24 protein-coding genes are annotated in these 24,382 nt (G+C 36.3%); 14 read left to right on the forward strand and 10 right to left on the reverse strand.

Going from position 1 to position 24,382, the window contains the following annotated elements; translation table 11 throughout:
• Both secD and yajC read right to left on the reverse strand, forming a co-directional pair.
• On the reverse strand, positions 1-1,581 hold the full coding sequence (secD, locus tag FZ949_RS01345; protein WP_107956174.1) for a protein translocase subunit SecD: 1,581 nt from the start codon (positions 1,579-1,581) through the stop codon (positions 1-3).
• Positions 1,581-1,859: a preprotein translocase subunit YajC gene (gene yajC, locus FZ949_RS01350; protein ID WP_107953385.1), complete on the reverse strand. Its 279-nt coding sequence runs from the start codon at positions 1,857-1,859 to the stop codon at positions 1,581-1,583. The genes secD and yajC overlap by 1 nt, the downstream gene beginning before the upstream one ends.
• Between yajC and FZ949_RS01355 the strand changes: the two genes are divergently transcribed.
• Positions 1,835-3,127, forward strand: a complete 1,293-nt coding sequence (locus FZ949_RS01355) for an apolipoprotein N-acyltransferase (RefSeq protein ID WP_107953351.1) — start codon at positions 1,835-1,837, stop codon at positions 3,125-3,127. The genes yajC and FZ949_RS01355 overlap by 25 nt on opposite strands.
• Positions 3,128-3,169: 42 nt before the next feature.
• Here FZ949_RS01355 and metK read toward each other — a convergent pair whose 3' ends face one another.
• Positions 3,170-4,375, reverse strand: coding sequence for a methionine adenosyltransferase (gene metK, locus FZ949_RS01360; protein WP_021090477.1), 1,206 nt, complete (start codon positions 4,373-4,375; stop codon positions 3,170-3,172).
• Between the two features lie 138 nt (positions 4,376-4,513).
• On the opposite strand from metK, the gene sstT reads away from it, so the two are divergent.
• From sstT to FZ949_RS01425, 13 genes are all read left to right on the forward strand, one after another.
• Positions 4,514-5,881: a serine/threonine transporter SstT gene (gene sstT / locus FZ949_RS01365; RefSeq protein ID WP_410369076.1), complete on the forward strand. Its 1,368-nt coding sequence runs from the start codon at positions 4,514-4,516 to the stop codon at positions 5,879-5,881.
• 87 nt (positions 5,882-5,968) lie between these two features.
• Complete coding sequence (locus tag FZ949_RS01370; RefSeq protein WP_103580570.1) at positions 5,969-7,690, forward strand: M3 family oligoendopeptidase; 1,722 nt, start codon at positions 5,969-5,971, stop codon at positions 7,688-7,690.
• A 1-nt stretch (position 7,691) separates the two neighbouring features.
• The gene (locus FZ949_RS01375; protein WP_103580571.1) at positions 7,692-8,141 is read left to right on the forward strand and encodes a hypothetical protein; all 450 of its coding nucleotides are present in this window, start codon (positions 7,692-7,694) and stop codon (positions 8,139-8,141) included.
• A gap of 51 nt (positions 8,142-8,192) precedes the next feature.
• On the forward strand, positions 8,193-10,262 hold the full coding sequence (locus FZ949_RS01380; protein WP_103580572.1) for an ATP-dependent helicase: 2,070 nt from the start codon (positions 8,193-8,195) through the stop codon (positions 10,260-10,262).
• Positions 10,259-11,080 carry a tRNA pseudouridine(55) synthase TruB gene (gene truB, locus FZ949_RS01385; RefSeq protein WP_103580573.1) on the forward strand — a complete coding sequence of 274 codons (822 nt, stop codon included), beginning with the start codon at positions 10,259-10,261 and terminating at the stop codon, positions 11,078-11,080. Before FZ949_RS01380 ends, truB begins: the two co-directional genes overlap by 4 nt.
• Positions 11,074-11,304, forward strand: coding sequence for a carbon storage regulator CsrA (csrA, locus tag FZ949_RS01390; RefSeq protein ID WP_021090864.1), 231 nt, complete (start codon positions 11,074-11,076; stop codon positions 11,302-11,304). The genes truB and csrA overlap by 7 nt, the downstream gene beginning before the upstream one ends.
• The gene (locus FZ949_RS01395) at positions 11,301-12,044 is read left to right on the forward strand and encodes a 4-(cytidine 5'-diphospho)-2-C-methyl-D-erythritol kinase (protein WP_103580574.1); all 744 of its coding nucleotides are present in this window, start codon (positions 11,301-11,303) and stop codon (positions 12,042-12,044) included. Before csrA ends, FZ949_RS01395 begins: the two co-directional genes overlap by 4 nt.
• 14 nt (positions 12,045-12,058) lie before the next feature.
• On the forward strand, positions 12,059-12,511 hold the full coding sequence (gene smpB / locus FZ949_RS01400) for an SsrA-binding protein SmpB (protein ID WP_103580582.1): 453 nt from the start codon (positions 12,059-12,061) through the stop codon (positions 12,509-12,511).
• Between the two features lie 8 nt (positions 12,512-12,519).
• Positions 12,520-13,116, forward strand: coding sequence for a thioredoxin domain-containing protein (locus FZ949_RS01405; RefSeq protein WP_103580575.1), 597 nt, complete (start codon positions 12,520-12,522; stop codon positions 13,114-13,116).
• A gap of 62 nt (positions 13,117-13,178) precedes the next feature.
• A complete protein-coding gene (gene flgB / locus FZ949_RS01410; protein WP_103580576.1) occupies positions 13,179-13,613 on the forward strand; it encodes a flagellar basal body rod protein FlgB in 435 nt (144 codons plus the stop codon).
• Between the two features lie 8 nt (positions 13,614-13,621).
• On the forward strand, positions 13,622-14,122 hold the full coding sequence (gene flgC / locus FZ949_RS01415) for a flagellar basal body rod protein FlgC (protein WP_148790035.1): 501 nt from the start codon (positions 13,622-13,624) through the stop codon (positions 14,120-14,122).
• Positions 14,122-14,415: a flagellar hook-basal body complex protein FliE gene (fliE, locus tag FZ949_RS01420; RefSeq protein ID WP_021090507.1), complete on the forward strand. Its 294-nt coding sequence runs from the start codon at positions 14,122-14,124 to the stop codon at positions 14,413-14,415. Before flgC ends, fliE begins: the two co-directional genes overlap by 1 nt.
• A 7-nt stretch (positions 14,416-14,422) precedes the next feature.
• Entirely contained in the window at positions 14,423-16,255 is a 1,833-nt protein-coding gene (locus tag FZ949_RS01425) for a peptidoglycan D,D-transpeptidase FtsI family protein (RefSeq protein WP_103580578.1), read from the forward strand.
• 666 nt (positions 16,256-16,921) lie between these two features.
• Here FZ949_RS01425 and FZ949_RS01435 read toward each other — a convergent pair.
• The 7 genes from FZ949_RS01435 to FZ949_RS01465 all read right to left on the reverse strand — a co-directional run bounded on the left by FZ949_RS01435 (position 16,922) and on the right by FZ949_RS01465 (position 24,351).
• Entirely contained in the window at positions 16,922-17,353 is a 432-nt protein-coding gene (locus FZ949_RS01435; protein WP_107953348.1) for a fatty-acid--CoA ligase, read from the reverse strand.
• Positions 17,354-20,449 carry a cytochrome c biogenesis protein CcsA gene (locus FZ949_RS01440; protein ID WP_103580610.1) on the reverse strand — a complete coding sequence of 1,032 codons (3,096 nt, stop codon included), beginning with the start codon at positions 20,447-20,449 and terminating at the stop codon, positions 17,354-17,356.
• A gap of 45 nt (positions 20,450-20,494) precedes the next feature.
• Positions 20,495-21,052 (reverse strand): c-type cytochrome, encoded by a 558-nt coding sequence (locus FZ949_RS01445; protein WP_021090538.1) that lies wholly within the window; start codon positions 21,050-21,052, stop codon positions 20,495-20,497.
• A gap of 92 nt (positions 21,053-21,144) precedes the next feature.
• The gene (locus FZ949_RS01450) at positions 21,145-22,419 is read right to left on the reverse strand and encodes an OprD family outer membrane porin (protein WP_103580609.1); all 1,275 of its coding nucleotides are present in this window, start codon (positions 22,417-22,419) and stop codon (positions 21,145-21,147) included.
• 255 nt (positions 22,420-22,674) lie between these two features.
• Entirely contained in the window at positions 22,675-23,112 is a 438-nt protein-coding gene (locus FZ949_RS01455) for a hypothetical protein (protein WP_103580608.1), read from the reverse strand.
• Between the two features lie 133 nt (positions 23,113-23,245).
• Positions 23,246-23,833 carry a hydrogenase-4 component G gene (locus FZ949_RS01460; protein WP_148790036.1) on the reverse strand — a complete coding sequence of 196 codons (588 nt, stop codon included), beginning with the start codon at positions 23,831-23,833 and terminating at the stop codon, positions 23,246-23,248.
• 83 nt (positions 23,834-23,916) lie between these two features.
• On the reverse strand, positions 23,917-24,351 hold the full coding sequence (locus FZ949_RS01465) for a Dps family protein (protein WP_021090517.1): 435 nt from the start codon (positions 24,349-24,351) through the stop codon (positions 23,917-23,919).
• Positions 24,352-24,382: the final 31 nt, after the last annotated feature.

Below are 24,382 nucleotides of genomic sequence, written 5' to 3' on the forward strand. Positions count from 1 at the left end.
TTAGCTCCTTTTATAACCAAACCAAAGTCTGGTATTTCCACTTTTTTCTATCTTGTCCATAGCAGCGTCAAACATGCCATGAGTACCAAGTATAGCTGTTAGCATCGAAGCCATGATACCTATCGCCATTGTCACAGCAAAGCCTTTAACTGGGCCAGTACCATAAGCATAAAGCACAGCAACTGTGATAATGGTAGTTAAGTTTGAGTCAATAATCGCACTCATAGCGTGCTCATAACCCTTTTGCACGGCCGTTCTTATCGCCACGCCTTCACGCAAAAGCTCACGTATACGTTCATTTATGATGACGTTTGCATCAACCGCCATACCGATCGTTAGTACGATACCGGCCATACCAGGAAGTGTAAGCGTCGCTCCAAAAAGCGCCATAACAGCGACCAATATAACAACATCCGCAACTAGTGCGATATTTGCAAAAATTCCAGAAATTCCATAATAAACTAGCATAAATAGCACGACCAAGATAGATCCAGCAGCAAGAGCTACCATGCTTTGATTGATGCTCTCTTGGCCTAAAGATGGACCGACACTTCTTTTTTCTAGCATCTTAACAGGTGCTAAAAGTGCGCCACTTCTAAGCGCGATCGCTACGTCGTGAGCCTCGTCAAGTGTGAAGCCACCGCTGATCTGGCCGCTGCCACCACCTATTCTTTCATTTATAACAGGAGCTGAATAAACCTTGCCATCAAGCACGATAGCAAGCCTTTTGCCGATATTTGCACCAGTAAAATCACCAAAAATTCTAGCACCTTCTGAATTTAGTGTGAAATTTATGATTGGTAGGTTATTTTGCTGAGAAAATGCAACCTTTGCATCAGTTAGCATCGAGCCATCAAGCACAGGGATATTTTTAACGACATATTTTACGCGGTCATTTTTAGCATCTTTAAAGATCACGTCACCATAGCTTTCAGCCTCGGCCTCGCTCATGGTATTAGCCTGATCTTGTCTTTTATCATCAACTGCCATAAGCTGCAAGTGAGCAGCCTTTGCGATAAGATCTCTCGCTCTTTGCTCATCCTCTTCGGTTTTTATGCCAGGAAGCTCGACTAGGATATTATCTTTGCCTTGTCTAGCGACTGTTGGCTCAGCTAAACCAAACTGATCAAGCCTGTTTCTAATGGTCTCAACAGCTTGTGAGATCGCATATTCGATCGTACCAAGCCTCTCTTGCTCTGTTAGAGTGATATGATAGTTTAGACCATCTTTTTTGATATCAAGCCCTTTTATCTCAGCAAGCGCCTTATCAACCTTTGGAGCCTCGTCACTATCAAGTAGTGCAAAATCAACGCTATCTTCTTTTATCTTAAATTTATCAATGAGCACATCTTCTTTTTTAGCATAATAATTTATGCTTCCAGCGATTGACTTGATCTTAGAGTGGATGGCTTCGTTAGTTTCAACACCAAGAAGCATATGAAGACCACCTTGAAGGTCAAGGCCAAGTGAAATTTTAGCCCCATTTTGAGTCTGAAAAAAAGATGGCACCGAAAAGCCAAAACCAAAAACTATGGCTAATATTAAAATAATCAGCCTATATGTAACTCTTGCGTTACGCATTATTTATCTTCGATCTTTTTAGCTACAAACTCACGTGCTATGCGAACGATTACATCATCGTTAAGTTTAACTTTGATAAAATCATTTTCGGCTTTAATCACTTCGCAGATAAGTCCGCCATTAGTTACTATCTTATCGCCTTTGTCAAGAGCTGCAAGCATTGCTGCGTGGGCTTTTTGTTGTTTTTGTTGAGGTCTGATAACCAAAAAGTAAAATATGGCGAAAAGCACAACAAAAAATAGTAATGGTGAAGATGTTAAAAAATCAGCGTTTTGCATGGATTTCCTTATTTGTAAGATTTTTAGATGGGCATTTTAGCACTAAAATTATAATAAAAGCCTTTGTCGGTGCTTTTTTGCTCTCCAACTTTATTTTTTTAAGCCTCTTCGAGAATTTGCTCTTAAATTTCATCTCGCCGTTTCTAACTTTAACCGGAATTTACATCATCATAAATTTAAGCAGAGCTGGTTTTTTCGCGGCTGGATTTTTCACTGGGATTTTGTGGTTTTATTGGATCAGCTTTAGTTTTATCTACTATGATTTGATCTGGCTCATACCTTTTGTCATTCTCTTTGTAGCATTTGTTTATGGGCTTTTGTTTTGGATAGCCTCTTTTCCCAGTTTTGTCATGCTAAGGGCTGTTTTGCTATTTTTAGTAAGCTATATTCATCCATTTGGCTTTAACTGGTTTAATCTTGAAGCAACGCTTGTTTTGGGTGTTTTTGAGCCAAGCACTAGGGGGCTTATATTTATATTTTTAGCAGCCATTTCTTTGAGTTTAAAAGATAAAATTTTAAAATTTATCCTAGCTTTTATCTGCCTCATCGCCGCTTTGCAGTTTAAAAGTAGCGAGGCAAAGACTCTACCATTTGACGTAGAGCTAATAAACACCGATATTGCTCAAAGAGTGCGCTGGGATAAAAGCTTGCGCATGAAATTTACAAATGAAAATTTAGACTTAATAAATAACGCCATAGCTGGGCAAAAACGCCTTATCGTCCTTCCGGAGAGCGCATTTCCATTATTTATGACAAATGAGCCACTGCTCGTTGATGAGCTAAAAGAGCTTTCAAAAAAGATAACCATCGTAGCTGGTGCGCTTGCCTATGAAAATAAGCAAATTTATAACTCCGCCTTTTTGTTTCAACATGGCACTCTTAGGCGAATGGATAAGAAATTTTTAGTGCCATTTGGCGAAGAAATTCCTTTGCCAAAATTTATGCAAGATGCGGTAAATAAGCTATTTTTTGGTGGAGCTAGCGACTTTAAAAAGGCTGAAAATTTTAGTGACTATGAGATAGACGGGATTAAAATCAGAAATGCTATCTGCTATGAAGCGACAAGAGAGGAGCTTTATAAGGACGAATTTGACGTGGTCGTGGCTATCACAAACAACGGCTGGTTTGTGCCAAGTAGCGAACCTGTGCTTCAAAAAGTGCTGATAAAACATCTCGCTACAAAGTATAATAAAGCGGTCTATCACAGCGTAAATGGCTCAAAAAGCGAGATCATTTTGCCAAAAAAAGCGTTGTGGGATGAGTTTTAAAGAAAAATTTAAAGTGGCTTTTAGATAAAGCCACTTTTTTGATTATTTTTTTAGTAAAGCCTTGAAGGTATCAACCGCATCAAGCTTTTCCCAAGGGTATTTTGCATTTCCCACTTGACCTTTTGCAGCTACTTTTGCGTATAAAAACGTATCTTTACTTGGTTTATCAAGTCCAAATTTATTTGTTATCCAGCGAGGCGTTAGAGCAAAGTGCTCGCTTACAAAATTTGAAAGCATATCGTCATTTACGCCATTTGCATGAGTTCCCATGGTATCAACACTAACTGAAGTTGGCTTTGCAACGCCGATTGCGTAGCTTATTTGGACGATACATTTTTTAGCAAGTCCAGCTGCGACGATATTTTTGGCTATCCAGCGAGCTGCATAAAGTCCGCTACGATCAACCTTTGTGTAGTCCTTGCTTGACTGAGCACCGCCGCCTATTGGACTATATCCACCAAAGCTATCAACGATTAGTTTTCTGCCTGTTAGACCGCTATCGTGAAGTGAGCTATGGTTTACATATCTACCTGTTGGGTTTATGTAAATGATCGTTTTTTCTTTATTATATAGCTCTTTTGGAAGACCGGTTTCGTCTATTAAATTTTGTATTAGTGCGCGAAGCTCTTCTATCTTCATGCTCTCCACGCAAGGAGCAGAGACGACAATAGTGTGGATACTTTGAGGTTTGCAGTTTTCAAAGTTATCTTTGCTACCGTAATCAATAGTAACTTGTGTTTTTATATCAACGCCAAGTTTATCAGGGTTTGCTTTGGCAAATTTATATACTTTTTCACAAAGCATTCTTGCGTAAGTTATGGCTGCAGGCATAAATTCTTTTGCTTCGCAGCTTGCAAAGCCAAACATAATGCCTTGATCCCCTGCTCCTATCTCACCACTGCTTTGATCAACACCTTGATTTATATCTGGGCTTTGTTGATTTAGGCAGACTTTGACCTCGATATCATCTGGATGCAAGCACTGCTCTTTTGTGAAATTGCTCTTTCCATCATATCCGATATGTGCAAGAGCATCTTTTACGATCTTTTCGTAGTCCTTATATGAGAGTTTTACCTTTGAGTTTATCTCTCCGCCTATTACTATGTTTTTTCCAGCCACAAAAACTTCGCTTGCAACACGACCATTTGGATCTTGTGTCAAAATAGTATCCACTATGCTATCAGCGATTATATCAGCACATTTATCTGGATGACCTGGACTTACAACTTCAGAGGTAAATAGATACATTTTCATCCTTTTTTCTTGACTAAATTTTGTGCAATTGTAACAAATCTATTTAAAAAGCTTATTAATCTTTATCAAATTCTTTATATTTAAAAATTGTTTAGCTAAAATCAACAAAAAACTAATTTATTAAGGTGTCAAATGAATATGCTTAAAAACATAGCAAGAAGATACGCCGATGGAAATTTGATAGTTCAAATTTTAGTTGGTATCATCCTAGGTGCCCTAGTTGGCTTTTACACACACTACGAAGCAGCTCCTTATAACAAGATCTCGGCTAAAATTCAAACTATTCAAAACGAGAGTGGTTTGAGCGTAGATGAAGTTATAAAAACTCGCCTTAGTCAAGATGAAGCCAAGCAGCTAAATGAAGCCAAAGAAAAAGCTAGTTCAGCCGATTCTATCGCAGCTTCAGCTTCAGTTTTAGGCGATTTATTCAAAGGTGCTTTAAAAGCTATCGCACCAATTCTTGTCTTTGTTTTAGTGGCAACATCCATCATTTTAAGAGATTTTGGTCATACAAAAGGTATGCAAAAGATCATTACACTCTATCTAATTGGTACGTTTTTAGCAGCCGTTGTTGCAGTTATTGCTAGTTTCTTATTCCCAGTGGAGCTTTCTTTAAAAGGTCTTGCAAGTGCTGATATGTCAGCACCTCAAGGAATTACCAATGTCTTAAAAGATCTCATTTATAAAATGGTCGAAAATCCGATAAACGCCCTTGCAAATGGTAACTATATAGGCATCATCACCTGGGCAGTTGGTAGCGGTATAGCACTTAGAAATTCCACAGCTGAGACCAAAAAAGTATTTAAAGACATAAGCGATGGTGTAACTCATATTGTTAAATTTATCATTAGACTAGCTCCATTTGGTATTTTTGGCATGGTAGCTATTAGCATTCATGAAACTGGATTTGAGGTGCTTGCAGGATATCTAAAACTAATTTTAGTTCTTGTTGGGGCAATGCTTGTTGTCGCATTTATCATCTACCCAGCCATGGTTTTTATATTAACTAGAAAAAATCCTTATCCACTTGTCATGATCTGCCTAAAAGAGAGTGCTATTTCAGCATTTTTTACAAGAAGCTCGGCCGCAAATATCCCTGTAAATATGGCGCTTTGCAAAAAGCTTGGTCTAAAAGAGGAGCTTTACTCTATCTCTATCCCACTTGGAGCTACCATAAACATGGGTGGTGCAGCAGTTACCATCAGCATCCTAGCACTTACTGCGGTAAATTCTATCCCATCTATCACAGTTACATTTGGCGATGCGCTACTTCTTTGCTTTATCTCAGCTCTTGGTGCGTGCGGCGCATCTGGTGTGGCTGGCGGCTCACTTCTTTTAGTGCCATTAGCGTGCGGACTTTTTGGTATCGGCAACGACATAGCAATGCAGTTTGTAACAGTTGGCTTTACTATTGGTGTTATCCAAGACTCAGTTGAAACCGCGTTAAATAGCTCATCTGATGTACTTTTTACAGCAGTAGCTTCAGAGACTTCAAACTAATCTTCATAAAATTTCAGCTAAATTTTGGCTGAAATTTTACTTTTATCCATTTTTTTGTAAAATGTCCCAAAAATTTAAAGGATAAATATGCAAATTTGGGATCTAAAAGCACTTTTTGCAAACGAAAAAGAGTGCGAGCAAAACGCACTAAATTTACAAAAAGAGTGTGAGAAATTTAAAGATAAATACCTAGAAAATTATGAAAATTTAAAAACAGACGAGTTTTTAAAGGCATTTAGTGAATATGAAAGCTTGATAGCTAAAATTTCAAAAGTAATGACTTACGCTTTTTTAAATTTTGCCAAAGATACAAGTAAGGGCGCATTTTACGCAAAGATCGATGAGATAGCGACAAAAGCAAATGAAAATTTGATATTTTTTGAGATCAAATTTAATGAGTTTGCCCCTAAAAAACAAGAAGAGATCATAAAAAGCTCTAAAAAATACGGCTACTATCTAAGCAACCTCGCCAAAGCAAAACCGCACCAACTTAGTGTTGCTGAAGAGAGGGTACTACTTCGCACTGCTAGCACTGGAGCTGAGGGCTTTTCAAGGCTCTTTGATGAGAGCATGAGCAAGATGAGGTTTAAATTTAAGGACGAGCTTTTAAACGAAGAAGAGATTTTAGCCAAGCTTCATGAGAGCGACCAAAGTGTGCGAAAACTAGCCGCCAAAAGCCTTTCAAACGAGCTTAGCAAGCACCAGCATCTCCTTGGCTACATATATAATATGATAAAAACTGATCTAAAAACGAGCTGCGAGCTGCGAAATTTCAAGCTTCCTGAAGAGCCAAGACACCTTGAAAATCAAATCACCAAAAAAAGCGTTGATTCGCTCATTGCTGTAACTGAGAAAAATTTTGATCTAGTTGCTAAATTTTACGAGCGCAAAAGAGAAATTTTAGGCCTTAAAAAGCTTTATGATTACGACAGATACGCACCTCTTAGTAGTGAGGGGGAGTATAAATTTGATGAGTGCAAAAAGATAGTTTTAAAGGCGTTTGGGGCATTTTCACCTAAATTTGGCGATATAGCCAAAAGCGCCTTTAATGACGGCTGGATCGACGTTTTTCCGGCACCAAACAAGCGAGGTGGCGCGTTTTCTCACTCTGGATCAAGCGACACTCACCCTTATGTTTTGCTAAATCACACAAACCAAAGACGCGATCTATTTACACTAGCTCACGAGCTTGGTCACGCCGTGCATCAAAAGCTCTCATATAGCGTAAGCTACCTAAACTCAGACACGCCACTAACCACAGCTGAGACGGCTTCAGTCTTTTGCGAGATGCTAGTTTTTGATCACATAAAAGACGGCCTTAGCAAAAAGGAGAAAATTTCACTGCTTGCTGGCAAGATCGAGGATATATTTGCCACGCTTTACCGCCAGATAAATTTCACCACCTTTGAGCGTGCCGTGCACGCACACGAGGGCGAGATCAGCCTAGATGAGCTAAATAAAATTTGGCTTCGTGAGAGCAAAAAGATGTTTGGCAAAAGCATCACACTAAACGACTACTACAAAATTTGGTGGAGCTATATCCCGCACTTCATCCACACGCCATTTTACTGCTACGCCTACTCTTATGCACAGCTTCTTGTGCTTGCACTTTTTGGGCTTTACAAAAGTGGCAAATGTGAAAATTTTGTCGAAATTTACACCGAGTTTTTGAGCCTTGGCGGCAGCCTTAGTCCAAAGGAGCTTGTAGGTAAATTTGGCTTTGATATCGATGATAAAAATTTCTGGCAGATCGGCATAAACGAGGTTAAAAAACTAGTAGATGAGTTTTTAGAAATTTCAAAGGATTAAGATGTTAGACGAAATTTTAGATGATGAGAAATTTTCACTTTTGATGAAGATGCACGTCTATGAGTGCATTGATTTTTTGCTTGAAAAAGGGGTAAATTTCTCAGTTATGGCAAATTTACCGCTAGTTAGCTTTGAGCCAAGCTTACCAGATGAGATAAGCAGAAGCTTTAGCATGCCAGTCATTATGTTTTCACTTGGTGGTTATACGCTTGAGAGTGCGAAACTAACGCAAGATGAGCTTAGCTTTGAGGCCGGCTTTGGTAGTGAAAATTTTGCTTCTGTGGTCTCCTTTCCACTCGGTGCGGTGGTTCAAATTTTGGTTGAAAATAGCCCGATCCTTGTAAATTTTTCTATTCATAAGCCAAAAGAGAAGCAAGCGGACCACACAAAAAAATCGGTTTCAGTCTTTTTGCAAAATCCTAAAAATAAAGATATATTTAAGAAAAAATAGTAATTTTAAGCATTTTTAGCTAAAATCAAAAGAAAATTTAAAAAGCAAAAAATGGAAAAATTACTATCAAATTTAAACGAATCTCAGCGTGAGGCAGCTACTCATATAGATGGTCCGATGCTCATACTTGCAGGAGCTGGCAGTGGCAAGACAAAGACCATCACAACTAGGCTTGCCTACCTCATCGGCGAGGTCGGCATAGACGCGGCAAATACACTAACTCTTACTTTTACAAACAAAGCCGCCAACGAGATGCGAAGTAGAGCCATGGCGATGCTAAGCCAAAGTGGCAAAAACTACTCACCGCTACTTTGTACATTTCATAAATTTGGGCTTTTGTTTTTAAAGCTATATATTGAAAAGCTTGGCAGAAAAAATAACTTCGTCATAATCGACACAGACGATAAAAAGCGCATCATCAAAAGCTTTGAAAGTCCAGTCGCAACCGCGATTTTGTCAAGTGAAATTTCAAACTACAAAAACTCACTTTTAAGCGTCGAAGAGGTCTATAAAAATGCAAATTTCTCGTCTTTCGATAAAAGCAAGGACAACTTTTACAAACAAGCAGCACAAATTTATGAAAAATATGAAGATTATCTCAAAACAAATAATCTTGTTGATTTTGACGATCTGCTAGGGCTTACATATAAAATTTTAGACAAAAACGAAGATCTTGCTAGAGAAATTTCAAACCGATACAAATACATAATGGTCGATGAGTATCAAGATACAAACGACCTTCAGTATAAACTGCTAAAAAAGCTCTGTCTATGCCACGAAAACATCTGCGTTGTGGGTGATGATGACCAAAGCATCTACGGCTGGCGCGGTGCGAAGATAGATAATATCTTAAATTTTAAAGATCAGTTTAAAGATGTAAAGATCATAAGACTTGAGAAAAATTACCGCTCAAGTGAGGCGATACTAAAGGCTGCAAATGAACTAATAGATCATAACCGCAACCGCCTTGGCAAGAAGCTTGTGGGCACAAAAGGCGAAGGCGAGGCCGTAAATTTGATAGAGAGCTTTGATGAGAGCGTTGAGGCTGGCAAGATCGCAAAATGCATAAAAGAGCTTTTAAGCAAAGGAGTGCAGGCAAAAGATATCGCGATCTTATACCGTATAAATGCACTTTCTCGCTCGCTTGAAGATGGGCTAAATAAAGAGCAAATCGCCTATAAAATGGTCGGCGGCGTGAAATTTTATGAAAGAGCCGAGATCAAAGATATCATAAGCTACCTAAGGCTGATAAATAATCCAAACGATGACTTTTCAATAAGGCGCATCATAAACCGCCCAAAACGAGGACTGGGCAAAGTGAGTCTTGATAAGCTTGAAAAAATGGCATTTGAGGGCAAAATTTCTATCTTTGAAGCTATCTCAAACATCTCTGATAACGACGAAGCCTTTAGCAAAAAGGTAAAATCAGCCCTTCTTGAGTTTGCAAGCAACCTAAAAGAGCTTCAAGAAAGCGGCTCGGTTTTTGACCTGATAGATAAATTTGAAGCTAAATTTGGCGTGAAAAAATACTACGAGAGCCTGCCAGATGGCGCTGAAAGAGCGGCGAATATCGACGAGTTTTACGCTGTTTTAAAAGATCAGATCAAGCAAAATCCAAGCTTTGATCTGGAGGAATTTCTAAACGAGATCACGCTGACAAGTGAGCAAGACGGCATCAGCGATGAGGCTATTAGTATCATGAGCGTGCATGCAAGCAAGGGGCTTGAGTTTGAGCATCTTTTTGTGATCGGCCTTGAAGAGGGATTTTTCCCGCTCATTGGCGATGGTAGCGATATTGAAGAAGAGCGTAGGCTTGCATACGTGGCGATAACAAGAGCTAAAAAGACACTTAGTCTAAGCTTTGCAAATTCGCGCTTTTATAAAGGCCAGCGCACGAGGTTAAATAAGAGTAGATTTTTAAGCGAGAGCGGTATCACGCATGGCTCGCTAGTGATCGAACAGAGCAATGAATTTAAAAAAGGTGACCTCGTTAAGCATAAAATTTTTGGTATTGGCAGGGTGAGCGCGGTTAGCAAGATCAAAAAAGAGTTTAAGCTGACTATAAATTTTGGTGGCAATGTAAGAGAGATAATGTCAAGCTTTGTGGAAAAGGCCGTATGAACGCTATCTTCGTGGCAAACAAGCCCGCTGGCATGAGTTCAAACCACTTTTTAGGGCGACTAAAGAGAAAATACAGCGTTAAAAAGGCTGGATTTTCAGGCACACTTGATCCATTTGCTAGCGGCTGCCTAATAGTCGCTCTTGGCTCGCATACGAAATTTTTTAGATTTTTAGACAAAAGTCCAAAAGTCTATGAAGCAACGATCTGGCTTGGGGCTAGCAGTCCCAGCATGGACAATGAAAATATCAGTGAAATTTCAAATGTAAAAGAGATAAATTTAGAAAAACTAGAAGCTATAAGAGGTGAGTTAATCGGCAAGATAAGCTATATCCCACCAAAATTTAGCGCAAAACATGTAAATGGCACGAGAGCTTACAAGTTAGCAAGAAGCGGCGAAGAATTTGAGCTAAAGACAGAAACGATGGAAATTTATGATAGTCAAATTTTAAACTACTCGCACCCATTTTTAACCATTCGTTTAAGTGTAAGTGAAGGAAGTTATATCCGTTCATATGCAGAATTTTTTGGAAAAAGGCTTGGTTATAATGTAACTTTAAGCTCATTAAAAAGGATAAGTGAAGGCAAATTTTGCTACGAAAATGAAAAATTTTTGAATATTTGTGATTTTTTAAATATTCAGAAAAATACATATTTTGGGGATGTAAATGATATTCTTAATGGTAAGAAATTAAAAATTAACGATTTTGAAACACAAAAGCAAGGAATTTATTTGCTAAATTATGATAAATTTATGAGCGTAATCCAAATCACGGATGATACTATAAATTACACTATAAATAAGGTTGAAAAATGTTAATCCTAGCAAGAAAAGAAAATGAAGAAATTTTAATAGGAAATGACATAAAAGTTGTCATAGTAAATATTTCAAAAAATACCGTTAAACTAGGTATCGAAGCGCCACGAAATACAATGATACTAAGAAGCGAACTAGCAAACGATATCAAAAACGAAAATATCCATGCCACAAAAACTGCAAGTGAAGCCGATATTCATGAGCTAGCAAAAAAAATCGAGAAATGAAAAGCTTTGCAAAGATAAATATATTTTTAAAGATAGTTGGCACTAGAGGCAACTACCACGAAATTTTATCGCGCTTTATCCTCTGTGAGCAGCTTTTTGACGAAATTTATTTTAAAAAGTCAGATTCGTTTGCAATAGAATGCAACAACCACGAAATAAAAGATAACATTATTAAAAAAGCAATAGACGAGCTAAAAAGAGCCGGCTTTTCAAACGAGCTCGACAAGTTTTTTAGCTCTCATAAAATCATCATCAACAAAAATATCCCAATTGGTGCGGGCCTTGGTGGAGGTAGTTCAAACGCTGCCACCTTTTTGCTAATGGTAAATGACGAACTAAATTTAAGTATAAAACATGAAAATTTGATGCAAATAGCGTCTAAAATCGGCGCAGATGTAGCTTTTTTCGTAAGTGGCTACAAGGCAGCAAATGTAAGCGGCATAGGCGAGATCATAGAAGAATTTGATGACGAAGTACCAAATTTAAATATTTTCACACCAAATGTTTTTTGCTCCACACCGATGGTTTATCAAGAATTTAGAAGCAATTTCTTACAATACATAGACGTTAATGCTGCAAAAAAGATGCAAAATTTAAAAAGCAAAGAGCTACTTGAAATTTATAAAAACGAGGAGCTAAACGATCTTTTTGCGCCATGTTTTAACCTCTATCCACAGATGAATGAGTTTAGAGATAAATTTCTAAGTGGCAGTGGCAGTAGCGTATTTAGCGTAAATTAAAAGGTAAAATTTTGATAAAAGATCTAGCAAAAAACAAGAAAGCTTTGCATGACTTTAGCATACTTGAGACCTTCGAGGCTGGTATTGTACTAAAAGGCAGCGAGGTCAAAGCACTAAGGGCTGGCAGGGCAAATTTAAAAGATAGCTTTGTGCGTGTCATAAAGGGTGAGCTTTTTTTATTAAACGCCCACATCAGCTATCTTGAAACCACACACAGCACATTTCGTCCAAATGAGCGAGCAGCTAGGAAACTTTTGATGCATAGAAAGCAGATCGATAAAATTTTCGGTCAAGTCTCACAAGATGGACTTGCCTTGGTTGTTTTAGCACTTTATCTAAGTGATAAAAATATCGTAAAAGCAAGGCTAGCCCTTGCAAAAGGTAAAAATTTACACGATAAACGCGAGACTTTAAAAAGACGCGAGGCAGACAAAGAGGCAAGAGCTGCCATAAAAAGATATATTTAAGGGATAAGATGAAAAATTTACTCATTTTAATAATCGCTTTATTTACTTTTTTTGGTTGTGGTGAAGATGAGAGCGGTAGTGTAAATTTTAAAGAATTTAGTCCAAATGAAGAGGTTAAGCTTGTAGATGTAAGCGGCAAGGAGCTTACTTTAGTTCGAAAAAATCATGGCTTTGCTATTAAAAATGATGAAAATAAAGTTTTAATGATCGATATTTTTGGTACATTTTGCCCACCTTGTCAAAAAGAGGCAGCTGAGCTTACAAAATATCAGCTTGAAAACAAAGATAAATTTACACTAATTGGACTAACTCATTTTGAAAATGTCACAAATGAGTATGTTTTACACGAATTTATGCAAAAATTTAACGCCTATTATTTCATAACAAACGATCAAAAGATAAATGACAGACTTGCCGAGCAGATCGTAAGAGACATCGAATATAAACACGAGATCGCACTACCTTTTAAAGTAGTGATAAAAAATGGCGAATATCAAATTTTAACAGACGTAGATAGCGGACAATATGGGGTAAAATACTATCTTGGTGGTATAAAAGTCACAAAAATGAAAGAAGATCTGGCAAAAATTTATGAGACAAAATAAATTTGCCCTATATTTGGAACATCGTTTGCTTATAAAAATGTGAAATTTCATAAGGATTTTAAATGTTTGTTTTAGATAAATCAAAATCTAGCCCACTTGTAGAATCAGCTCTTGCAGGCAGAGAACTACGCCAAAAACTAATCTCTGGCAATCTTGCAAACGTTGATACACCATTTTATAAAGCTAGAGATATAAGATTTGAAGATGTTTTAAAAGAAAAAGCAAATGAAATTTATAACACTTCAAGCCAAAAAAAGCTACAACTTGCTAAGACAAACGAAGCACATATGGCTGTGGTTGATTTTCCAAAAAGCGACGTAGCTCAAATTTTCTTGCGCGATGGCCACATGGCTAGAAACGACGCAAACACGGTCGATCTTGACGTCGAGACAACAGAGATGGGCAAAAACACAGTTATGATCAATGCCCTTGATAGTGCTTATAAGGCACAGGGGAATATCTTTAAAAGCGTAATAGACGCAAGTGCTAAGAACTAGGAGAGATGATGTCATATTTAAATGATTTTGATATTAGCGGATACGGACTGAGTGCACAACGCTTCAGAATGAACGTCATCAGCTCAAATATAGCAAATGCTCAAACCACAAGAACAGCTGAAGGTGGCCCTTACAGAAGGCAAGAGGTCATCTTTAAAGAGATGAGTTTTGATAAAATTTTAAATGATCAGCTTAAAAATTCGCAAAGCTTACTTGAGTATGAAAACCCGCTAGATGATCCAAGTTCACCAAAAAATGCCCACCCTGCCCTAACTAGCGTGATCGTGGATAAAGTGGTGCGTGATGATAAGGACTTTCAGCTAAAATACGACCCAAGCCACCCAGACGCAAATGCAAATGGCTACGTCGCATTTCCAAATATAAATCCGGTTATTGAGATGTCTGACCTACTTGAAGCAACAAGAGCATATCAAGCAAACGTGGCAGCCTTTCAAAACGCAAAAACAATAGCACAAAGTGCGATATCACTTATTTCAGGACAAGCATAATGATAAATAGTATAAATTTAGACAAAATAAATAAAAATGAAAATTCAAATAAAATAGCAAAAGCAGGCGAAGAAGGCGGCTTCGAAAATGCTCTAAACGACTCTTTAAAAGAGCTAAATAAAGTCCAAATCAACGCAGATAAAGCCATAGCCGATCTTGCAACTGGAGAGGTAAAAGATCTTCACCAAGCTGCTATTGCGATAGGTAAAGCAGAGACTAGCATGAAGCTTATGCTAGAAATTCGCAACAAAGCACTAAGTGCTTATAAAGAAATTTCTAGAACACAAATTTAAGTCATTAATGAATTCCAGAAAATCAAAAATAACAATACTTTTTTTATTAATTACTTTTGGAATTTCAATATTTGTGCTTGTTATATTTTATAGAGCAAGTATCGAGCGAAAGCTTCCTAGACTTCAAACAAGCGATATAAACACAGCAATTCGTGGTAATATAATCACAAAAGATGGCTTTAGCATCTCTTCAAGTCAAAAACTCTACAAAGTAATGCTTGACACTAGAAATATTGATCCTAATAAAAAAGAGATGTTTATCAAGCTATATTCGCTTTACAGCGGCGACGATCCAAACAAAGTAAGAAAGATCATAAATGGTACAAAAGGCATCGTTACACTCTCATATAGTATTGATGCAAAGGGTGCTACCTACCTTCAAGAGCTCTCAAGAAAGCTAAATCGCAAGAGTATTTTGGTTTCATATCTTGACCCAAAAACAGGCCTTGCTTCATTTCAGGGCATGAGAGTAATGGAGAGCGGACAAAATCGTAAATTTATGTCAAAAGATGCCCTCACACCAGCTATTGGCTACGTGAGCAAAACTGAAAGTGACGCACTTACAAAAAGTAAAGGCGTAAAAGGTCTTGAGAGATATTATGAAGATTATTTAGCACCTATACAAAATGCAAAAATTTTAGGGCCTCGTGATATTGGAAACAATATCATTTTAACAAGTGACTCAAATTTAGCAACAAGAGTAGATGGCTACAATGCGGTGCTTTCTATACCATTAAAATTTCAAACCAAACTAGAGCAAATTTTAGATGAAAAGCGTGAATTTCTAGATGCAAAAGAGCTAGTCATCTGTATAATGAATAGCAAAAATGGAGAAATTTTAGCTCTAGCCTCTAGCTCAAGATATGACCCTTCAAACATAAGAAAGCAAGATTATAGCGCTCTAAACTCTACTGTTAGCGAATATGCTTATGAAGTTGGCTCAGTTTTTAAACCATTTATATTTTCTATCTTACTTCAAGAGAAGAAAGTAAATCCATTCGAGCTTGTAAATACCTATAATGGCCGATACCAACTTGGCAAAAGGATAATCAAAGATACCCATCCAGAGCCTTTTATGAGTGCTGAAGATATAATCGTGCACAGTTCAAACATCGGCATGATTCAGCTTGTTGAGCGTTTAAATGGGCCACAAATTTATCAAGGACTTTTAAATTTTGGCTTTTCAAGAAAAACAGGCATAGATCTACCTTACGAGCAAGTAGGTATGATGCCAACAGTTACAAAGTTAAACTCATCGACATATAAGGCGACTGTGAGCTACGGATATGGCTTGCAAGCTACATTTATGCAGCTTTTAAAAGCCTATAATACATTTAACAATAAAGGCATTGAAGTTACTCCTCACATGGTTGCTTACTTAGAGAGAAATGGAAAAAGATACGATTTGCCAAAGTCCGAGCCAGCTCAAGTTATATCACAAGAAACCGCAAAGATAATGAAGAGAATTTTAATAAAAACGGTTGAAAAAGGTACTGGACTAAAAGCCTTTACGCCAGGGCTTGAGATAGGTGGCAAGACTGGAACTGCACACATTGCCTCAGGTAGTGGTGGATACAGCAATACCTACAATGGCTCATTTTTTGGCTTTGTAAATGACACAAGAGGCAATAGCTACACAATAGGCGTTTTAGCAAGGGATCCTAAAAGACCTTACTACTACTTCGGTGCTCAAAGTGCCTTACCTATATTTAAAAAAGCAGTTGATCTGATGATTGAGGATGGATATTTATTTCCTGATGCAAATGTAATAGCTGAGTTTGAAGCCAAAAAAGATAAGCTTAAAAACGATAAGACAAAACAAAAGCCTGCTTTGGACTAAAATTTTAAAGATAAGAAAGATATAAAAACTAAGCAAAAGCTAAATATAAAAATTTCTCTTGCTTTTTGGTATTTTCTCTAATTGCAAAACCTTTAATGCTCTTAAAATGCTTTTAGTTTCTAATAGCAATTAAATTATAAATAGAAAATCTAAACTGATCGAAAAGATTTAAGTCTTTAATATTTTTAGAGGTTATCTCTTTGTCATCTTTGTAGTTTTTTCCACCTAAAAAGAGCAGATAAATAAGCGGCGTAACATAATTAAACCTTAAGAAAAGCGCTACGATACAATGAAAAAAGTCGTAGTTATATCTGATACAAACATAAAAACCACAAATTATATAGGATATCATTAGAATCAAAAAAGCATAGAATACAAAGCTTAAACCAGCATAATCTGAAATATTTAAAAAGCTACAAACTAAAATAAAAGTACCTACCAAAGTAGGCAATATAATGATTGGAAAAATTAGATGAAGTCCGATTAGATCAATTTTACTCACATAAACCTTTATGTTATATCTACCTGCTGGGATTATCAAAAATATAGGCAATACGATTGAAAATAAAATAAGAAATATCACGTACATAGAATCAAAATCATAAGAACTCATTTTTATACCAAACTTAATTTTAAGATATTTTAACTACACTTTTTTAAATAAATTTATCTACGATTTTTGCGATTTTCTATACCAATTTTCTCACTCTCTTCTATTTCGACAATGTAGCTTGGATTTTTCTTTTTAGCCTCTTTGTCTAAAAAACTGATGAGTTTCGCATCAGAATTTTTATGAGAGCAGATTAAAATTATAAAATTTATATAGTTATTTGCCTCTTTTGGCATGACTTGGTTATTTTTAGCTGGTATACTAAAATTTCCTACAAAGATTTGAATAAGTTCGAAAAGCTCGTTTTTACTTAAACTATTATCACCCGCAAGCTTTTCAAGCTTTTCGATCGTTATCTCTTCTTTTTCTAATGCAAGCTCTTTTATTTCGGCGCTATAATCTCTATTTCTTAAAAGTAGATAGATTAACGCATAAATTGCAATTAATAGTAATACAATAAAGAAAACTATTAGACCTTTTATTAGCATCTAAAGCCTTGAGCAAAGTGATCGCTTTGTAAATGCAAAAACACTCATAAGCACCATTATCACAATACTAATCCAGACAAAATCAGGTACTGGTAATGGATCTCCAGCTGCATACGAGTGCATACCAGCTAAATAAAAATTTACACCAAAATAAGTCATAATAATCGACCAATAAGCAAAGAAAGAAGCCACTGCAAACGCATACTGGTTATTTAGCCTTGGAATAAATCTTATATGAAGAACTGCAGCATAAACAAGTATCGAAACTAGCGCCCAAGTCTCCTTACTATCCCAGCCCCAATATCTACCCCAGCTCTCATTCGCCCAAACACCGCCTAGGAAATTTCCAAGAGTAAGCAAGCTAAGTCCTAGTATCATAGCCATCTCATTTATACGGGTAGCTTCGAGGATATTGCGAGAAATTTCTGGATTTGGCTTTTTCTTATTTTGTAAAATGATAAGCAATAGAGTAAAGCCACCAAGTAACGCGCAAAGCCCTAAAAATCCATAACTTGCAGTAATGACAGAAACATGTATTGTTAGCCAGTAGCTTTGAAGCACTGGTACAAGTGTAGTGATCTGTGGATCCATCCAGCTAAGGTGCGCAACAAACAATGTAACACCAGCCAATATAGACGTAAGAGCAAGAGCAATAGGGCTACGTTTTGCAAAGACGATACCAGAAAATCCTAGAGCCCAAGCGATATAGACCATCGATTCATAAGCGTTACTCCAAGGCGCATGTTCAGCAATGTACCAACGAAGTCCAAGTCCGACAGTATGAGCAAGAAAAGCTAGTAAATTTATAATATACACAATCTTTACAATGCCATTTATCTGAACCTTTGGAGCTAGCATTTTGACAAAAACAAAAAATAAAAGCGCTAGGCCAGCCAAAAGATAAACTGGCGTCAATCGCTCAAAAATTTGAATTTTATTAAACAAAATTTCTATATTTATCTTTTCTTCACTTGGCATTACAGTAGAACCATACTTTTGCTGATAGACTGAAATTTTATCAAGTGCGGCATCAGCCTTGCTCCAATCACTATCTTTTGTTGCTGCATCAACTGCTGCAAAATACTCTCTCATCATATTGATGACTAGATCGGCCTCCTTAGGCGGAAAGTACATCATTGCGCTAGCAGGCGAATACCAAGAGTTTGATGGGTCATCTTGCTTTGGAAAAATTTTAAAAATTTCACCAATAAATATCATATAAAAAACATTCAATCTCTCATCGATCTTGATCACATCTTTATCAAATGTATTGCGTGATCCAGGGTGCTTACGATTAGCAATTTCAGCAAATTTTGTGAGTTTATATTCACTTCCGCCATCTTTTGTAGCTCTAAAAAAATCATTAAAACTTGCATACTTTGCATTTTCATCTATGCCAAGCTCTTTTTTTAGCTCCTTACTTTGCCCAAGTGAGATAATTTTTTCATTTCGCCAAAAATCAGGTGTTACCATTATTGAAAGCATAGCTTGATTCGAGTTTAGGCTATTTATATTCTCGCTTCTATGTATTTTATTTAAAATTTCTTTACTAAGAGTGTCAAATGGCTTCATTCTACCATCTGAGCTTTGCACAATAAGCCTAGAAAGCTTTTGTGTGTGCTCTTTGCTGATATTAGGCAAAAAGTCTTCAGCCTTTAATGAGCTAAAATTTAAACTTAAAAGCATAATGGCAATGATAGCAACAACCTTTTTACCACCCTTTGTTGATTCATTATCGATTAACTTAGCTAGCTTTCTAAAACGACTACCAGGATTTACAACATTTAACACAAAGCCAAGTCCAAGTAGAAAGTAGCCAATATAAGTTGGTATCTTGCCTGGATCTTTATTGACAGAGAGAATGGTTCCTTTTTCATCTGTATCGTATGAACTTTGGAAAAATCTATAACCATCATAATCAAGCACGTGATTCATATAAATTTTATAGTCAAGCCCCGACATGTTTGTATCATCTTTTACAATAACTTCACTTGAATAGCTCATAGGAGAATTTGAGCCAGGATATCTTTTAAGCTCAAAGTCTTTTAAGTATAAGCTAAACGGGAGTTTAACTTGCTGCGCACCCCATGAAGCGTTAAATTTTTGTCCAGCCACAGCTAAGCGTGAAGGCTCTGTTAGGTTGTAAAAAATATGCATCTCTTTACTCTCGCCTTTATAATTTAATTCAGCTATCAAGGCGTTAAATTCGCTATCTTTTGTGCTAACTAGCTTCCTTGAGGCATGAGCTGAAACTAATCTTGGAGCAAAATTTATATTTGAAATAGTGTAAAGACTGCCCATGCCAAAATCATTTACACTACCAGCTTTTAACTCAGTTTTTGAGCTATCGCTCATTGTAAATTTTGAAAGATCAGTATTTGAAGTAACTGTGAAATTTCCGTCCACTAATTTAAAAAGCACATATTTTTTACTCTCGTCTGGCTTAGCATTAAAGATAAAACTAATATCTGCAACTCTTGCTTCCTCTTCTTCTAACAAGAAGATTTCTTCACTTTCACTCTCGTTTGAAACTACAAATTCCACTACTGGTTGCCCGTTTTTATCATCCACAAACTTATAACTTGCATTTGGCACAAATTCTTTAAATTTTAAATTAGCTTCATTATCTGCTATCTTTAGCTTTAGGTCAAAACCTTTTTTTGCATCAGAAAGTCCTAGTGGCAAAGCAGCGTTTATCTCTTCTCCATTATCATTTAATGCGGTTAAATTTAAATAGGATATTTTTGTCGTAACGATATTTGACTGAGTTTTTTCTCTTATATGCATATCAGCCTCAAAGCCAAGGTATCTTGTTATGCCAGCACCGATTAAGATAACGATAAAACCAAGATGGAATATAAGCGAAGGGAGTTTTTTTGGATCGATTAAGTTATATCTAAAGATATTATAGGTCAAATTTATGCCAAGAAGTAGTTGAATGAGAGCAAACCAGCTGGCACCATAAACATAGTACCATGCAGCTTCTGTACTAGTTTTACTTTCTATTATCGTAGCGGCTCCGCTAGCTATGGCAAAGATTATCATCAAAATGATAGCTGAGCCCATACTTAAAAATAATGATTTTGGATTTAACATCTGCTTCCTTTTATTTATATTATGACAAAGCTATCAAAGTGAAACTTATCTTAAATAACTGCCTTGCTTTGTTTGAGTAGAGACTGGTTTGTTTTCATTTGCATCTTGTTCAGCAAATGCATCTTTACCTTTTAGATAGGCGAGAATCGCGCCAAGATCATTATTTGAAAGAATTTTAGCTTGGTTTTGCATTACGTTTTTGCCGCTTCCACCAAAACTTGAGTCACTTCTATAAGAGATGATACTATCTTCAATATCTTTAGCATCCATATTTTTTAGAGGCGTTGAACCAAATGGTCTTTTATCAGCATTTTCACCATGACAGCTAGCACATTGCTTTTCATAAAGCTCCTTACCTAAAGAAACACTATATCTGCCCTTTCTATCAACGCCTAATTTTAAAATTCTATTATCTTTATAACGTCTTGGATCTTCATCAACATAGACATTTACTTTTTCATTTCTATCATTAGCCTGCTTTTTTGCCATTTCAGCAAGTTCTTTACCAAACTCACCACGAGCTTCTATATAGTAGACTTGTGAAGCTGCAAAGGCATTTGCCACCAAAAAACACGCCAAAAAAGAAATTTTAATACTTTTCATAATTTTCCTTGAAATTTTGCTCTAAATTTAAAAATCCCGGATCAGATTGCTCCGACCCGGGATTATATCATAAGTTGATTAATGAGCTATGATTAGAATGAGTATTTAGCTTCAAATCTGAATTGATCTTCTTTGTTTTTAGCCTCATCAGCAAATTTTGAAGTTTTGAATGCATAGTATGAGCTAAATGTTAGCTTTTTGCTATACTCATATGCAAATCTTGGAGTAATCTCTTCAACTTTTTCTTTGCCATTTTCGCCAGCAGCTGCAGCGTGTTTAATGTGGCCTTTTATGTAATCAACACCAACTGTAAATTTATCAAATGTATATCCAGCTGTTCCATATACTAGGTTTGCTTTTCCATCAGCCCAAGTTGGATCAAGTGTAAGCTCACCAACATCTATTAGACTACCTTTATCTTCAAGAGCAAATGATGTTACACCTTTATTATCAACTTTCCAACCCATATAACCAGCTCTCAAATCAAAGCCAAATAGTGAAGCTGTAAGTTCGCCAGCATAGAAGTTACCATCATTATAGTTTGCAACGCCATTAGATTCATCTATACCTTTAGAAAGATGTGCTTTTGCACTTTTATCTACAGTAGTATTTATATAGTTAACTCTACCACCTAAGCTAACATCATCATTAATAGCAAAATTTGCTGAAACATCAGCTGCAAGTAGATCAGCTAGATTTGTTAGGCTAGCATACCATAGTTGGAAATTAATAGGATCATATGAGCCAGCTATACCAGCCGCATATAGATTACCAACATCATAAATATTTAAGTAACCAGTATTTACATATAGATCTCCATCACTCTCAACACTATCACCCTCAATTGCATCAAAAGCTAAAGCAGTAAGTGTTAGTCCTTCAATATCTTCATTTACCACTCTTACACCAGTAGCGATAGCATCATCTGTAAAGAAAGAGCCAATCTCTTGTTTGCCAGCTGTTATAGTGGTGTTTCCAGCTTTATAACCAAGATAGAACTGATGAACTTCAAAGGCATTGGTTGTATTTGTTTTATCTGTACCAGTGCCTCTAGAGCCTTGATTGCCCTGAGTATTATCACCAGATTTATCAGTAGCGTTATATCTTAAACCAATAACACCAAAGAAGTTATCATCGATAGCAGCTTTAAAATTTGTTACTGCTTTAAATTGATGACCAGCTTTTGAGCCAGACTCTGATTTTGTATTAGAAAACTCACCGTGTTTTTTATCATTTGTATATCTATATCTTGCAAATCCTGAAAGATCTACATTTTTTATAGCTTCTTCAAGTGGAGTAGCACTTGCTACGCTTGAAAATGCACCTAAAGCAACCAAAGTGGCTAAACTAATTTTTGTTAGTTTCATTTTTTCTCCTTTTAAGGTTTTGTGCCGACGATTATAATCAATAAAATTTAACATGAAGCTTAAAATTTTTAATTTCAGTTACCGATCGTTTACCGTAATTAATCAAAAATAGATAAAAATTGATAATTTTAAACAAACCAAGGATAAAAATTAAAATGAGTAAAAAGAAAAAGGGGCTGTTGCTTTGCCCCTTAAAAGGAGTTCTAGTTTTGATTGCTGTTGAAATTATATAAGCAAGCAGTAAATCAACGGTAATTAAAAAGAAATTTTTTCCTCTTTTGGTACTTCGATATTTGTTTTTACATTTTTTCTTTTAATAATCACTTCATTTTGTGGCTTTTTTACACCATTATATAAGCCACTAGAGCCGCCCTCTTTTATAAGAAGCATATCTATAAGTTTATCTGCATAAAAAGTCGCATAGACTAAGTCGCCTTTATCATAATAGTATCTATTTGCACAAAAATTTGCTTTATTGAGTTTGTGGTTTTTTGTATCGCTCGCCACTATTTCATAGCAGTATTTTGAATCTTTATAAGTAACCTCTTTTATAAAACCTTTGATCGAGCTTTTTACTGGTGTATTTTGCATGACCTGTCTTGGCTGTTTTCGCACTGGTGGGTTATCCTCAAAAAATGAGCAACCCAAAAACATGATAGCAGTTGCCAGTGGAAGTAAAATTTTAGCTTTCATCTCTTCTCCTTAGTGTAAAACGGCGAAGTATAACTTTTAAGATTAAATAAATTTTGTGGGAAATTAAAGGCTCGTATCTAAATTTATATACACGATCACACAAATTTATCTTAGGCGAGCCTGCCTAAAATAGTTAAGCTGAAACATTTAAAACATTGCCGCCAAGCTCGGCGATCTTTTTATCAAGTGCCTCAAGGGTCTTTTCGATAGTCTTTTGTGAAATTTCAGGAAGCTCGCCTCCCCAAATTTTCTTCGCATCCTCAAAACCCTTTGCCACACCTTCTCTACCAGCTTTTAGTTTTTCTATGTCATCACCTGCACCATTTAGCACAAAGCTAGCTATCCTCTCAGTCGTATTTGCAATACCAAAAAATCCATTCTCGCTAATAAGATCATTTGCCTCGTCACTACTTAACTCATTTAAAGATTTGCCGTTATAGCCGATACTTGCAAGATCAAGTCCTGATAAAATTTCTGATAAATTTTTAGGCGCATTAAAGCTTAAGTCGCTTTGGGCTAATAAATTTGAACTACTACTTTTAACGATCTCTTTTTGATACTGCAAAAAGTAGCTATTTGAAATGTCTTTGGCTGTTAAATTTATAATTTCAGACTCTTTTTTAGAGATATCTTTTTCATCTTTATGAAGTGAAATTTCTGATTTTACATTTTCTTTTATACTTGAACTATTATATGAGTTTGCGATTTGAGAAATTTTCATTTTGGCTCCCTTAAAATTTATAGAATCAATATCGCCAAAAAGTAGAATTTATTTAGATAGAGCGGGAGAACTCCCGCTAGTAGTTATTTGCTAAGTGTTGCGTTTAGCATCCAGATCGCTTTTTCAAATTTTGCGATTTGATCTTGTGCATACATTTGAGTTGTTGTATCGCCTTCTGCAAGTTCGTCAAGCTTTTTAAACTCGCCCAAAAGGTGTTTATAATCAGCCAAGACAATCTCTAAAACCTCAGTTGGAGTGTAAATTTCTTTTGGCTCGTGTTTTATGTGAGTAACTTTTGCTAGCTCTTCAGCCTTGACGATAGGTCTGCCACCAAGCATAAGAGCTCTCTCAGCTGCATCATCAAATATCTCACTCATATCTTCATAAGCTTTTTCTGTGTATTCATGAACGCTAAAAAATTGAATACCTTTTACATTCCAGTGAAGATCGTGAAATTTAATATAAAGTGCATTTGCATCAGCCTGAATAACATTTAATTGTAAAATAACTTTTGACATTTTGTCTCCTTCTTTATTATAAATATGATGA

This window comes from Campylobacter concisus, assembly GCF_902460545.1.
In the GTDB taxonomy this organism is placed as follows: Bacteria; Campylobacterota; Campylobacteria; order Campylobacterales; family Campylobacteraceae; genus Campylobacter_A; species Campylobacter_A concisus_AE.

Bases quoted from the DNA above. Each gene is read 5' to 3' on its own strand.
- truB (WP_103580573.1), top strand. From the start codon at position 10,259: ATGAACGCTATCTTCGTGGCAAACAAGCCCGCTGGCATGAGTTCAAAC.
- FZ949_RS01440 (WP_103580610.1), bottom strand. From the start codon at position 20,449: ATGTTAAATCCAAAATCATTATTTTTAAGTATGGGCTCAGCTATCATT.
- fliE (WP_021090507.1), top strand. From the start codon at position 14,122: ATGATAAATAGTATAAATTTAGACAAAATAAATAAAAATGAAAATTCA.
- FZ949_RS01455 (WP_103580608.1), bottom strand. From the start codon at position 23,112: ATGAAAGCTAAAATTTTACTTCCACTGGCAACTGCTATCATGTTTTTG.
- sstT (WP_410369076.1), top strand. From the start codon at position 4,514: ATGAATATGCTTAAAAACATAGCAAGAAGATACGCCGATGGAAATTTG.
- FZ949_RS01380 (WP_103580572.1), top strand. From the start codon at position 8,193: ATGGAAAAATTACTATCAAATTTAAACGAATCTCAGCGTGAGGCAGCT.
- FZ949_RS01450 (WP_103580609.1), bottom strand. From the start codon at position 22,419: ATGAAACTAACAAAAATTAGTTTAGCCACTTTGGTTGCTTTAGGTGCA.
- flgB (WP_103580576.1), top strand. From the start codon at position 13,179: ATGTTTGTTTTAGATAAATCAAAATCTAGCCCACTTGTAGAATCAGCT.
- FZ949_RS01405 (WP_103580575.1), top strand. From the start codon at position 12,520: ATGAAAAATTTACTCATTTTAATAATCGCTTTATTTACTTTTTTTGGT.
- secD (WP_107956174.1), bottom strand. From the start codon at position 1,581: ATGCGTAACGCAAGAGTTACATATAGGCTGATTATTTTAATATTAGCC.
- FZ949_RS01355 (WP_107953351.1), top strand. From the start codon at position 1,835: ATGTTAAAAAATCAGCGTTTTGCATGGATTTCCTTATTTGTAAGATTT.
- flgC (WP_148790035.1), top strand. From the start codon at position 13,622: ATGTCATATTTAAATGATTTTGATATTAGCGGATACGGACTGAGTGCA.
- FZ949_RS01445 (WP_021090538.1), bottom strand. From the start codon at position 21,052: ATGAAAAGTATTAAAATTTCTTTTTTGGCGTGTTTTTTGGTGGCAAAT.
- metK (WP_021090477.1), bottom strand. From the start codon at position 4,375: ATGTATCTATTTACCTCTGAAGTTGTAAGTCCAGGTCATCCAGATAAA.
- FZ949_RS01460 (WP_148790036.1), bottom strand. From the start codon at position 23,833: ATGAAAATTTCTCAAATCGCAAACTCATATAATAGTTCAAGTATAAAA.
- csrA (WP_021090864.1), top strand. From the start codon at position 11,074: ATGTTAATCCTAGCAAGAAAAGAAAATGAAGAAATTTTAATAGGAAAT.
- yajC (WP_107953385.1), bottom strand. From the start codon at position 1,859: ATGCAAAACGCTGATTTTTTAACATCTTCACCATTACTATTTTTTGTT.
- FZ949_RS01435 (WP_107953348.1), bottom strand. From the start codon at position 17,353: ATGCTAATAAAAGGTCTAATAGTTTTCTTTATTGTATTACTATTAATT.
- FZ949_RS01375 (WP_103580571.1), top strand. From the start codon at position 7,692: ATGTTAGACGAAATTTTAGATGATGAGAAATTTTCACTTTTGATGAAG.
- FZ949_RS01370 (WP_103580570.1), top strand. From the start codon at position 5,969: ATGCAAATTTGGGATCTAAAAGCACTTTTTGCAAACGAAAAAGAGTGC.
- FZ949_RS01465 (WP_021090517.1), bottom strand. From the start codon at position 24,351: ATGTCAAAAGTTATTTTACAATTAAATGTTATTCAGGCTGATGCAAAT.
- FZ949_RS01425 (WP_103580578.1), top strand. From the start codon at position 14,423: ATGAATTCCAGAAAATCAAAAATAACAATACTTTTTTTATTAATTACT.
- FZ949_RS01395 (WP_103580574.1), top strand. From the start codon at position 11,301: ATGAAAAGCTTTGCAAAGATAAATATATTTTTAAAGATAGTTGGCACT.